General features: G+C 68.8%; 9 protein-coding genes and 3 tRNA genes. 2 read left to right on the forward strand and 10 right to left on the reverse strand.

The genetic code is table 11. The features are described from left to right. Positions 1–41 precede the first annotated feature (41 nt). Complete coding sequence (locus tag BLW41_RS09015; protein ID WP_093118336.1) at positions 42–2,921, forward strand: penicillin acylase family protein; 2,880 nt, start codon at positions 42–44, stop codon at positions 2,919–2,921. A 41-nt stretch (positions 2,922–2,962) separates the two neighbouring features. Here the strand turns inward: BLW41_RS09015 and BLW41_RS09020 are convergent. From BLW41_RS09020 to BLW41_RS09030, 3 genes are all read right to left on the reverse strand, one after another. Then, positions 2,963–3,035: transfer RNA gene (locus tag BLW41_RS09020), tRNA-Val, on the reverse strand. Positions 3,036–3,120: 85 nt separating this feature from the next. After that, positions 3,121–5,106, reverse strand: a complete 1,986-nt coding sequence (gene acs / locus BLW41_RS09025; protein WP_093118338.1) for an acetate--CoA ligase — start codon at positions 5,104–5,106, stop codon at positions 3,121–3,123. A 71-nt stretch (positions 5,107–5,177) separates the two neighbouring features. Next, positions 5,178–5,248 (reverse strand) — tRNA-Cys (locus BLW41_RS09030). 88 nt (positions 5,249–5,336) lie between these two features. Between BLW41_RS09030 and BLW41_RS09035 the strand changes: the two genes are divergently transcribed. Beyond that, positions 5,337–5,410, forward strand: a tRNA-Gly gene (locus tag BLW41_RS09035). Positions 5,411–5,689: 279 nt separating this feature from the next. Here BLW41_RS09035 and BLW41_RS09040 read toward each other — a convergent pair. The 7 genes from BLW41_RS09040 to BLW41_RS09070 form a co-directional block, all read right to left on the reverse strand. Further along, positions 5,690–6,163, reverse strand: coding sequence for a nuclear transport factor 2 family protein (locus tag BLW41_RS09040; protein WP_143038674.1), 474 nt, complete (start codon positions 6,161–6,163; stop codon positions 5,690–5,692). Positions 6,164–6,243: 80 nt separating this feature from the next. Beyond that, positions 6,244–6,684: a ribonuclease HI family protein gene (locus tag BLW41_RS09045; protein WP_218138360.1), complete on the reverse strand. Its 441-nt coding sequence runs from the start codon at positions 6,682–6,684 to the stop codon at positions 6,244–6,246. Then, positions 6,681–6,890 (reverse strand): hypothetical protein, encoded by a 210-nt coding sequence (locus tag BLW41_RS09050; protein WP_093118342.1) that lies wholly within the window; start codon positions 6,888–6,890, stop codon positions 6,681–6,683. Before BLW41_RS09050 ends, BLW41_RS09045 begins: the two co-directional genes overlap by 4 nt. A gap of 45 nt (positions 6,891–6,935) precedes the next feature. Then, positions 6,936–7,745 (reverse strand): hypothetical protein, encoded by an 810-nt coding sequence (locus BLW41_RS09055; protein ID WP_093118344.1) that lies wholly within the window; start codon positions 7,743–7,745, stop codon positions 6,936–6,938. Between the two features lie 50 nt (positions 7,746–7,795). Further along, the gene (gene fusA / locus BLW41_RS09060) at positions 7,796–9,919 is read right to left on the reverse strand and encodes an elongation factor G (RefSeq protein WP_218138361.1); all 2,124 of its coding nucleotides are present in this window, start codon (positions 9,917–9,919) and stop codon (positions 7,796–7,798) included. A gap of 88 nt (positions 9,920–10,007) precedes the next feature. Then, entirely contained in the window at positions 10,008–10,796 is a 789-nt protein-coding gene (whiG, locus tag BLW41_RS09065) for an RNA polymerase sigma factor WhiG (RefSeq protein ID WP_093118348.1), read from the reverse strand. A 20-nt stretch (positions 10,797–10,816) separates the two neighbouring features. Then, positions 10,817–11,755, reverse strand: coding sequence for a tyrosine recombinase (locus BLW41_RS09070; protein WP_177169443.1), 939 nt, complete (start codon positions 11,753–11,755; stop codon positions 10,817–10,819). Positions 11,756–11,758 lie beyond the last annotated feature (3 nt).

Here is an 11,758-nt window from a genome sequence, read left to right on the forward strand (position 1 = left end):
AACGGTTATGCTCGCCGCGCGGCCTGCGGCCGCGGGCAGGGGTGAGGAAGATCAGGAACACAAGGCTGCGCCTGTGCGTCGCGCTCGGCTGCGCGCTGGTCGCTGCGTTCGCCGCGGCGGGCGTTCCGGCACGCGCCGCTGACCCGGCGCCCTACCGCGCCAACGACGGCGGCGGCTTTCGCAACATCTTGCCGCCGGGCCAGAACGGGGTTGCACCGGCCCCTGCGCTCGCCCAGTTCCTGCTGGCGTGTCCGCCCAATGGACCCCAGGGCTGCCCCAACGCTCCACGTCCGCCTCACTACGACGACCAGCTCGCGATGTACGGAGACCTTGTCTACGCGGTTCCCGGGCTGACCGCGGGGCAGCTCGATCGTTTCTTCAAGGACGCGAGCTTCGGGGTGCCAGCGGGCGAAGCGGAGAGGATCTACAGCCCCCGGCCCGACGTCACGATAGTCCGCGATCGCCGGTTCGGCGTGCCGCGGGTCTACGGCCGCACGCGCGAGGCGGCGCTGTTCGGACTCGGCTACGTGGCAGCCGAGGACCGCTTGTTCGTGATGGACGTGCTGCGGCACGCCGGCCGCGCCCAGCTCAGCTCGTTCGTTGGTGGCTCGCTCGGCAACCGTGAGCTCGACCGCGAGCAGTGGCGGATCGCGCCCTACACCGAGGCAGACCTGGAGCGGCAGTTCGAGCTCGGTGACGACCTCTACGGCGACGCCGGTCGCCGGCTGCAAGAGGACGCGCGCGCCTACGTGGCGGGGATCAACGCCTACATCGACGAGGCCCGCCTGGACCCGGCACGCAAGCTGCCTGCGGAGTACCTAGCGATCGGCCGGCCACTGGGGCCCGATCCCTGGAAGGTCACCGACCTGATCGCCACCGCGAGCTTGATCGGCGGCATCTTCGGCAAGGGCGGTGGCGGCGAGCTGCAATCGGCGCTGCTGCTCCAGGAGGCACAGCGGCGGTTCGGTAACCGGCGGGGTCGGGCGGTCTGGCACGACCTCCGTGAAGCCGACGATCCGGAAGCACCGGTGACCGTCGAGGGGCGTCGCTTTCCGTACCAAACCGAGCCCCGCAAGCTCGCGCCCGACAGCCTCGCGCTGCCGGATCCCGGCTCGGTGCGCTTCGTCGACGTGGTCGCCGGCGAGAGCGGCAGCTCCGGCTCGCAGCCGCCCGGCCCGCCGAGTCTGCCCGGTCTACCGCTCTCAACCCCAAAGGCGGGACGCGGCGATGTCGGCAGCCGGCTGCTCGATCTTTTGCGACGCCAGCGACCGGGGTCGAACGCGCTGCTCGTATCGGCGCGAGAGTCCGAGTCGGGGCGACCGCTCGCGGTGATGGGTCCGCAGACCGCATACTTCGTGCCGAACCTGCTGCACGAGATCGAGGTCCACGGGCCGGGCCTCGAGGCGCGCGGCGCGGCGTTCGCTGGCGTCGGGCTGTACGTGTTGCTGGGGCGGGGACGCGACTACGCCTGGAGTGCAACGTCGGCCGGCCAAGACATCATCGACACGTTCGCGCTACCGCTCTGCGAGCCGGATGGTTCACAGCCCACGCTCGCCTCCGACCACTACCTGTACCGCGGTCGCTGCCTTCCCTTCGAAGTGCTCGAGCGGCACAACTCGTGGACCCCGAACCTCGCCGATCAGACCCCGGCGGGCTCGGAGACGCTGCGCACGTTGCGCACCAAGTTGGGGCTGGTCATAGCGCGCGCGACGATCGGCGGCCGCCCGGTCGTCTATACCCAGCTGCGTTCGACGTACTTCCACGAAGTCGACTCGGCGCTGGGCTTCGATGCGCTCAACGACCCCGGGCGGATCCGCTCACCGCGCGACTTCATGGCGGCGGTGTCGAAGATCGGCTTCACCTTTAACTGGTTCTACATCGATCACCGCCACATCGCGTACTTCAACTCCGGCAACAATCCGGTGCGTGCCCCGGGTGTCTCGCCAGACCTACCGACCGATGGGCGCTTCGAGTGGCGCGACTGGAACCCAGAGCTTTGGACGGCTCGTTACACCCCCATGCGCGAGCACCCGCAGGTCGTCGACCAAGCTTTCCTCGCCAACTGGAACAACAAGCAGGCGCGCGGTTACCGGGCCGCCGACGACAACTTCGCGTACGGCTCGATCTACCGCTCCGATCTTCTGTCCGACCGTATCCGTGCGCTGCTCGCCGGTCGCCGGAAGGCGAACTTGGTCGAGCTGGTATCGGCGATGGAGGATGCCGGCACCGTCGATCTGCGGGGAGCGAAGGTGCTGCCCTACCTGCTGCGGGTAATCGGTACGCCCCGCGACCCCGAGCTGCGCCGCGCGGTCGCAATCTTGCGCTCCTGGGTGCGAAGCGGCGCTCACCGCATCGACCGCAACCGCGACCGCATTTACGAGGACGCGGAGGCGGTGCGCATCATGGACGCCTGGTGGCCGCGCCTTCTGCACGCGATTTTCGAGCCCGTGCTGGGCGAGCGCCTCTTCCGCCAGCTGGAAGCTATCCGCGACCCCGATGACGAGCCGAACGCCGCCGGCCAGCACCGCGGTTCGGCCTACAACGGCGGTTGGTACCACTACGTAGAGAAGGATCTGCGCACGCTGCTCGGTCGGCGCGGCACGCGCGGTTTGCGGCCACCGCCGGCTGCGCCAGCCCGCTACTCGCGCACCTATTGCGGCGGCACCGCCAGCCGGGGCGGCACCCTGGGCCGCTGCCGCGACCGCCTACTGGACTCGCTCGAAGCGGCGCTGGCGGTGCCTAATGCGGAGCTCTACGGCAACGACCCGGTGTGTCCGCGTTACGGCCTAGCCGGCGATCAATGGTGCTTCGACGCGGTTTGGCACCGCCCGTTCGGAGCGATCTCCGAGCCGCTCATCCACTGGATCAACCGTCCGACCTTCCAACAGGTCGTCGAGGTCGAGCGGCCGGCGCCACGCTGAGCGGCAATCGCGGGGCGACGGGCGTAATCGAGCAGAGCCAGTGGGCCGTGCTGGGCTCGAACCAGCGACCTCCGGCTTGTCGAGCCGGCGCTCTCCCAGCTGAGCTAACGGCCCCTGCGGGGGGCGAGAATAGCAGCGCACGGTCCCCCGAGAGGACTGCTGCGACGCCCTCTTGCGGCCACTCGAGCGCTTGGCGCAGTCACTCTTCGGCGGCTTGGAGCTCCCGCACCTTCGTCTCGAGCTGCGCGATCACCTCGGGGTCGCGCAAGGTCGTGACATCGCCGAGCGCGCGACCTTCCGCGATGTCCCGAAGGAGTCGCCGCATGATCTTGCCCGAGCGCGTTTTCGGCAGCTCGTTGGCCCAGATGATTCGCGCCGGCCGCGCCAGCTTGCCGATGCGCTCGGCAACCCCCTGGCGGATCTCCTCCGCCAGACGCTCATCAGGCTCGACCCCCGCTTCGACCGTCACGAACGCGCAGATCGCCTGCCCGGTGCGCTCGTCCGCCTGCCCGATCACGGCCGCTTCCGCCACCTTCGGGTGGGCGACGATCGCCGACTCCACCTCAGCGGTCGAGAGACGGTGCCCGGAGACGTTGACGACATCGTCGACCCGGCCAACCACCCAGAAGTAGCCGTCCTCGTCGAGACGGGCCGCGTCGCCCACGAAGTACGTCTCTCGCCCGAAGCGCGAGAAGTAGGTTTCGACGAAGCGGTCGGGATCCTTGTAGAGGGTGCGCAACATCCCCGGCCACGGGCGGCGCAGCACCAGGTAACCCTGCTCGCCCGGTGCCACTTCGCGCCCCGCGTCGTCGACCACGGCGGCGTCGACGCCCGGCAAGGGGCGCGTCGCCGAGCCCGGTTTGAGCGTCGTAACGCCAGGGAGCGGCGAGATCAGAATGTGCCCGGTCTCGGTTTGCCACCAGGTGTCGACGATCGGGCAACGACCGCCGCCGATCACCCGCCAATACCAGAGCCACGCCTTCGGGTTGATCGGCTCACCGACACTGCCGAGCAAACGCAGCGACGAGAGGTCGTGACGCAACGGATACTCGACGCCCCACTTGATGCAGGTGCGAATGGCGGTCGGGGCGGTGTAGAAGATCGTCACCCCGTAGCGCTCACAGATCTCCCACCAGATGTCCTTGTCCGGATAGTCGGGCGCACCCTCGTACATCACCGAGGTCGCGCCGCACACGAGCGGTCCGTAGACGATGTAGGAGTGCCCCGTCACCCAACCGACGTCGGCCGTGCACCAGTAGACGTCGTCGTCGTGGAGGTCAAACACGTGGCGTTGCGTCCAGGCGACGCCGGTCAGGTAGCCGCCGGTGGTGTGCAAAACGCCTTTCGGCTTGGCCGTCGAGCCGGACGTGTAGAGAACGAACAGAGGGTGCTCGGCGTCGAGCGGCTCCGGCGGCGTGGGGCCCGCCCCAGCCAGCGCCTCGTGCCACCAGATGTCGCGGCCGCGGCGCATCGGCGCGCCCTCGCCGGTGTGACGCACACAGATCACGGTTCCCAGCGACGGCAGCTCGTCGAGGATGCGGTCGACGGCCGCCTTGACCGCCACCGTCTTCCCTTTGCGCCGCGCGCCGTCGACACAGATCAACGCCTTGGCCTCCGAGAAGTGCAGTCGATCGCGCAGCGCCTCGACCGAGAAGCCACCGAAGACGACGTTATGCGGTGCACCGATCCGCGAGCAGGCGAGCATCGCCACGACCACCTCGGGGATCATCGGCAGATAGATGCCGACGACATCGCCCGGCCCGATTCCGCGCTCGCGCAGCACGGTCGCCAGACGCTCGGCGTCGTGGAGCAGCTGGGCGTACGTCACTTGGCGCTCTTCGCCCTCCTCGCCCCGCCAGTAAAAGGCAACACGATCGCCGCGGCCGGCGCGCACGTGCCGATCGAGCGCGTTCTCGCAGGCGTTCAAGCGCCCACCTACAAACCAGCGGTAAAAGGGCGGGTTGGAGTCGTCGAGCGCCCGCTGCCAAGGCTCGCTCCAGTCGAGCAGCGCCCGAGCCTGGCGCTCCCACCAGGCAACCGGGTCGGCCTGGGCCTCGCGCCAGGGAGTGTCGTCGCGGATCAGCGCCCGGCGCCGGAACTCCTCAGGGGGCGGGAACGTCTCCCGCGTCAGCAGCGACTCCAGCTCGCGCTCGATCTCCTCGGCGCGGACGGACCTCGTAGCCATACATCCTCCTCCCTCTCGCTCGGCCCACGGCCGACCTGCGCACCCGCAACCAGCGGGGGAACGCCGCGAGGAGGCGCCGCCGGGAATCGAACCCGGGTCCAGGGCTTTGCAGGCCCTTGCGTAGCCACTCCGCCACGGCGCCCAGCTTGAGCGAAATCTAGCGCCGCTACCCCGGCCGCTCACAGCCTGCCCAAGAGGCCGTAAGCGGCGCCTATAATGCGGCTTTGCATGCGGCTGTAGCTCAGTTGGCTAGAGCGTCTGCTTGCCATGCAGAAGGTCGGGGGTTCGAGTCCCCTCAGCCGCTCTCAACGAAGCCGCTCACAAGGGGCGTCGGCATCGGCGCCCTTTTTGTTTCACGTGCCGGTTGCGGCCGTCCGTGCCGGTTGCGTCCGGGATATCTGACAAATAGTGTTTTCATAGTGCCATCTGCTTTACGCAGCGTTAGCGGCGGGAGCCGCAGGAACCGGCGGTGGTCGCTGGCGGGCCGCACGGTGCTGATCACCGGAGCGGCTCGCGGTCTCGGTGCGGGCTTGGCCCGCGCCTGCGTGGCGAAGGGCGCGCGGGTCGTAACGGCGGCGGGCTTTCAGCGCTTGGACGAGCTGCTGCCGGAGCCCAAACCGGCTTGCGGGCGTGCGGTGAGAACCCGCCACTCGCCGTCCTCTTTACGCATCTGCAGCGTGACGGTGCGCTCCTGGGAGCCCAGCCCAGTGACCGTTATCCGCGCGCGGGCGGTATCACCATCGACCGACACGGAGGTCTTCTTCGACTTCGCCAACACCTCGACGACGCCGCGCAGGAGGCGGCCACCAGGGGTCTCGAACTGCTGCTTGACGATCGTCGCGCAGTCGCCCCGGCGCTCGACCGTACGCCGCGATTCCTCGGCGAGGAGCTCGCAGTAACGCTTAGCGTCGCCTTTGACCGCGGCGTTCAGCCAGGCGCGTAGGTTCTCCCGCGCCTTCTCTTCCTCGGACTTGCCGCCGCAGCCAGCCGCAAGCCCTGCGAACGCCAGCGCCGCGAATATCAAGGCGGTGCCGGCACGGGGGCGTATTGGACGCATGGCGGCAACCTACCAGTCGACCGAACTCAGGGGCTGGCGCGCTCCGCCACGAAACCGCCGAGCAGCCTCCCGTGTTCGTCTTAGAGCGCCGCTTCCGCGGCAGGACGATCAAGCGCTTGATTCAGGAGCTCGTCGGGCTCGCGGTTCTGGTCGCGCGCGACGGAGCGGATCCGCCAACTCTCGAAGTCCTCGAGTTCTCGCCGAGCACGCTCGAAAAGCGGCTTCAGGCCTGGATTCTTGACCCGGTACTCGCCGCGTAGCTGCTTCGCCACGAGTTCCGAATCGCAAACCAGCTCGAGCTCGCGCGCCCCCAACTCGCGTGCCAGCTCGAGCGCCAGCAACAGGCCCTGATACTCGGCGACGTTGTTGGTGGCGCGCCCGAGCCGCCGCGCACGCTGCGCCAGTCGGCGACCGTCACGCGAGAAGGCGACAGCGGCGCAAGCGGCCGGTCCTGGGTTGCCGCGAGCACCGCCGTCGAACTTCACGACGATGCTCTCAGCTCCCGCCGTCGCCGCGGTCAAGACACTCCGCCCGGCACGTCGATCGGCGGGAAGGTGCCGGCTACACGCTTGCGCCGGCGGCCCCGGTCGGCGGGCTTAGGACCAGGCTTGCCGCCACGGCGGCGGTCGATGATCACCTCGACGTTGGGGTCATCACGGTAGTAGTCGGACAGCTTCTCGTAGAGCTGGTCCGCGAGCGGGCGCGGAATCACGCAGTAGATGGTCATCGCTGTCGCTCCTCCTCCTCGGACGGTCCTCGACGGCAGACGCTCTCAGGCGGTGCGGACCAGGTGGCCAGCCGTGTCCAGCAGCGCGTTCCAGGCGCGCAGCTCCGCGGGCAGCTCCGTAAGCTCGTCGCCCTTGTCAACGAGCGCCACCGGATCGGCCTCGTCCCCCAGGTCCACACGGAAGCGATACCACGAAAGCTCCCAGCCAACCACCACGTCGACGAGCGCGGCCGCACCAGCGACCGGCACCGCCGCGATCTGGGCGGGGCCGAGAGCACGCGCGATCCCCAGCATCGTTTGACAGTGGTCGGTGGTCGCGAACAGCTCCAGTGCTCGCTCCACCCGCGCGGCGGTGCCGCTGGGAACGGCACGGACGTGCCGCACTTCCGGGGCCGTTTGATCGCCGCGCGCGCGCACACCGTTTTCGCCCCGCTCAGAGGCGTGCTGATCGTCTGCCCCGGCAACGACCTCGTCGGTGCGCACCGGCGCGTCGCTGGCTTGCGCGTGTCGCGCTCCGCGAACGTCGCCTGCCGGCGCACTCTGCGCCTCAATAGGCGCCGCCTCCCCAGCGCCCGTGTGGTCGCGGCGTCGCCTTAGCCGCCGCCAGATCGCCGTGAGCCGCTGCCGCCGCGCCGAGCCGCGCGCAGTGGTCGGCGGTGGGAACTCGGTCATCTGCTCGGCGCGCACCCACCCATGGGCACGCGCGCGATCGCCACAAAGCTCGCAGACCGCTTCCTCCGGACCACCCCGCAGCGGGTCGCGAACGTACAGCTCGAAACGCTCCCCGCGGAGAATGGTGCGGCCGCAAACCTCGCAGCGAACGTGTTCGTTGGTAGGGCGCAACTCGCGGCGCATGGCCCGCTGATGATAGGCGGCCGCTTGCGCCCTACCGGGTGCCCGCGTGCTCAAGCTTTGGCAGTAACCGCCTCGCCGGCCTCCTCCGCAGCGATCCGCTTGGCGATCTGCGCCGGGACCTGCTCGTAGCGAGCGAGCTCCATCGCGTAGTCGCCACGGCCGCCGGTCAACGACCGCAGGTCGGCTCCGTAGCTCAGCATCTCCGCCATCGGGACCTCGGCACGGACCTCGGTGACGCCACCCCGCGGCTCCATGCCGAGCGGTCGCCCCCGACGCGCATTGAGGTCGCCGATCACGTCGCCTACGCACTCGTCCGGAACCGTGACGGTGACCCGCATGATCGGCTCGAGGAGTACCGGACCGGCCTCCGCCATCGCTTGCTTGAAGGCCATCGAACCGGCGATCTTGAACGCGATCTCCGACGAGTCGACCGGGTGGTGTTTGCCGTCGACGACGCGCACCCGCACGCCCTGCACTGGGTAGCCGGCGACGACGCCCGCGCTCATCGCCTCGCGCACCCCTTTCTCGACCGCCGGGATGAACTGACCGGGAATCACACCGCCGCGGATCTCGTCCACGAATTCGAATCCGCCATCGGCCCCGAGTGGTTCGATCACGATGTGGCAGTCGGCGAACTGACCACGACCACCGGTCTGCTTTTTGTGGCGAGCGTGCGCCCGCGCTTGTCGCGTGATCGTCTCGCGATAGGGGACGCGCGGGGGTTTGAGGTCGACTTCGACGCCGAAGCGCTCCTTCAGGCGACCCACCACCACTTCGACGTGCATCGGCGTGAGCCCGGCGACGATCAGTTCGCCGGTCTGCGGGTCGCGGTGGACGTCGAGCGTCGGATCCTCCTCGCAGAGCCTTGCGAGGGCGCCCGTCACCTTGTCCTCGTCGGCCCGCGAGTGCGGTTCTACTGCGAAAGCCATAACCGGGCGGGGCAGCTCCGGCATCGCCAGCGCCGGGGCCTCTTTGCGACCGGTCAGAACGTCGCCGACGTGCGTGTCCTTGAGCTTCGCGACGGCACCGAAGTCGCCGGGGCCCACCGCCTCGACCGGCTCGCTGCTCTTGCCAAGCAGCGACAAGAGCTGCCCGACGCGCTCGCGTTGACCGGTGCGGCCGTTGAGAAGCTGACTCTCCGAGCGCACGGTGCCCTCGTAGACCCGCAGCAGATTGAGCGTGCCCGCGTACGGGTCAGCAAGCGTCTTGAAGACCAGCGCCACCGGAGGTACGTCGGCGGCACCGCTCAGGGGATCGCCTGCGGCCAGCGAGGGAAGGGCGATCTCGGCCGGCGACGGCAGGTCTTCGACCAGCGCATCGAGCAAGCGCAGGGTCCCGATATTGCGGGTCGCTGAACCGCAGGCGACGGGGAAGATGCGTCCCTCGCTGACGCCGCGCTCGAGCGCCGCCACGATCTCCTCGTGCGAGATCGCCTCACCCTCGAGGTAGCGCTCCATCAGTTCGTCGGAGAGCTCGGCGACCTCGTCCATCAAGCGCTCGCGGTACTTCTCCGCGCGCTCCGCAAGCTCGTCCGGTATCTCCGCTTCGACCGTCTGACCGCGCTCTGGCCGGGGCGTGACGAACGCTTTCATGTCAACGAGGTCGACGACCCCGCGGAACTCTTGCTCGCTACCGATCGGCACCTCGGTCGCCACCACATGCGGGCCGAAGCGCTCCTTGAGCTGCTCGAGCACGGCATCGAAGTCGGCTCGCTCGCGATCCAGCATGTTCACGAACACGAGGCGCGCGAGCCCGAGCTCCTCCGCGCGTTGCCACAGGCGCTCGGTGCCCACCTCCACGCCCATCGCACCGTTGACGACGAACACAGCGGTTTCACAAACACGCAAGGCGGCGATCGCGTCGGCCACGAAGCTCGGCTCGCCGGGCGTATCGATCAAGTTGATCTTGTAACCACGCCAGCGGAACTGGGCGAGCGCCGCGGATATCGACATCCGCCGAGCGCGCTCGTCGGGCTGCGAGTCGCAGGTGGTCGTCCCCTCGGCGACCGAGCCGAGCCGATCGATCGCCCCGGCTTCGTAGAGCAGCGCCTCGGCGAGCGACGTCTTGCCGCTTCCGCGGTGGCCGACGAGGGCGACGTTGCGGATACGCCGCGGATCCTCGAGCGCCACTGTTCCCTCCTTTCCCGCGCCGGTCGGTAACCGGCAGCGGACCACACTCTCACTCCCTCATGACCGAGCCTAGCCGCCGTGGCACCGAGTGGCGAGTGGTCACCCCGCTGCGCGCGAGGTAGCGGTTGGGCGGCTACTCCCCGTCGTCGCCTTCGCCCTGTAGGCGCGACTTGAGGCGCAGAACCGCCTTTGTATGTAGCTGCGAGACACGCGACTCGGTGACGCCGAGCACTTCGCCGATCTCGCGCAAGGTCAGGTTCTCGTAGTAGTAGAGCGCGATTACCAACTTCTCGCGCTCCGGGAGTCGCGCGATCGCCTCGGCGAGGCGATCCTTCATCTCCGTGGTGTCCATCTCCTGAGCCGGGTCGACGGCCGACGGGTCTTGCAGGGTGTCGAGCAGTGACACCTGGTCCCCCGAGGCATCAGAGACCGTCCACAGCTCGTCGAGCGCCACGATCGACGAGTTGGAAATCTGCAACAGCGACTCCTGGAACTCCTCGACCGTCATCCCCAGTGCATCCGCCATCTCTTGGTCGGTCGGCGGCCGCTGCAACTCGTTCTCGAGCTTCGCGTTGACCCGCTCGATCTCGCGCGCGCGGGCACGCACCGAGCGGGGAACCCAGTCGAGCGAGCGCAATTCGTCGATGATCGAACCCTTGATGCGGGTGATCGCGAAGGTCTCGAACTTGATCTCCCGTTCGGGCTCGTAGCGCTCGATCGCCGAGATCAAACCGAGCAGTCCGTAGGAGATCAGGTCGGCCTCTTCGACATGCGCGGGCAGGCCGCTAGCCATGCGCCCGGCGACGTACTTCACGAGCGGCGAATAGGCGAGCACCAAACGCTCCCGCGCCTGCTCGTCGCCGTCCTCTTTGTAGCGGCGCCAGAGTTCGCGAAGCTCGATCTCCTTGAGATGTGTCTCCAAAGCCGGGCCGTCCCTCGGGTCTAGGCGCGGGGGTGAGCGCGCCTATACGCCTCACGCAACCGCGCCGACTCTAACCGAGTGTAAATCTGGGTGGTGCGAATCGATGCATGGCCGAGTAACTCCTGTACGACCCGGAGATCGGCCCCTCCTTCCAAGAGATGAGTGGCGAATGAGTGCCGCAGGGCGTGCGGTGTTACGGCTAGTCCGGAGCGCCGCGCGAGCGCTGCAACGCGGCGCCGCACGTCGCTGGTCGAGATGCGGCGCCCGCTGCGCGAAACGAAGAGCGCGCGCTGTTCGACGTTTCGGCACAGCAGAGGACGTCCCCGCTCGAGCCAGTCGTTAAGCGCCCGCAGCGCTAGCTCACCGAGCGGGACGACCCGCGTACGCCCCCCCTTCCCCTCGACCCGCAGCTGCTCTCGATCGAAGTCGAGATCGTCGAGGTCGAGCGACACCAGCTCCGCGGCCCGCACGCCAGACCCGTACGCGAGCTCGGCGAGCGCGCGGTCGCGCAGCGCCAGCGGGCCGTCGGCCGGTGCGGACCGCAACAGCCGCTCGACCTGAGCGCTGGGCAGCGCTCGCGGCAGTGGGCGCCGACGCTTTGGCGCCGGGACGAGCTCGCCGGGGTTAGCAGCGAGCTCGCCGCGTCGTACCAGCGTTGCGAAAAAGGCACGCGCCGCCGACAGCTTGCGTGCTACTGAGCTCCGTGCCAAACGCCGTTCGACGAGGTGGCCGGCGAAGTCCCGCAGCTCCCGATGCTTCAGCTCTCGCGCGTCGCGCCCACGTCGCTGTGCCCATTCGGCTAGCTCGGCGACGTCGCGTAGGTATTCGCGGCGCGTGCGTTCGGTGAGACCGGCAGCGGCCAGGTCGCGCTCAAAACGCTTGAGGAGCCGCTGCCACCGCCGGGCCAGGGGATCCGGATGGATCCTCGACTCGGCATGGTTGGGTGTGCGCGCCGCCACCAA

Source organism: Thermoleophilum album, assembly GCF_900108055.1.
Lineage (GTDB): Bacteria > Actinomycetota > Thermoleophilia > Solirubrobacterales > Thermoleophilaceae > Thermoleophilum > Thermoleophilum album.

What these genes read in the sequence shown, in the direction of transcription:
- acs (WP_093118338.1), bottom strand. Translation starts at nt 5,106, where the DNA reads ATGGCTACGAGGTCCGTCCGCGCCGAGGAGATCGAGCGCGAGCTGGAG.
- BLW41_RS09055 (WP_093118344.1), bottom strand. Translation starts at nt 7,745, where the DNA reads ATGCGCCGCGAGTTGCGCCCTACCAACGAACACGTTCGCTGCGAGGTT.
- BLW41_RS09050 (WP_093118342.1), bottom strand. Translation starts at nt 6,890, where the DNA reads ATGACCATCTACTGCGTGATTCCGCGCCCGCTCGCGGACCAGCTCTAC.
- BLW41_RS09040 (WP_143038674.1), bottom strand. Translation starts at nt 6,163, where the DNA reads ATGCGTCCAATACGCCCCCGTGCCGGCACCGCCTTGATATTCGCGGCG.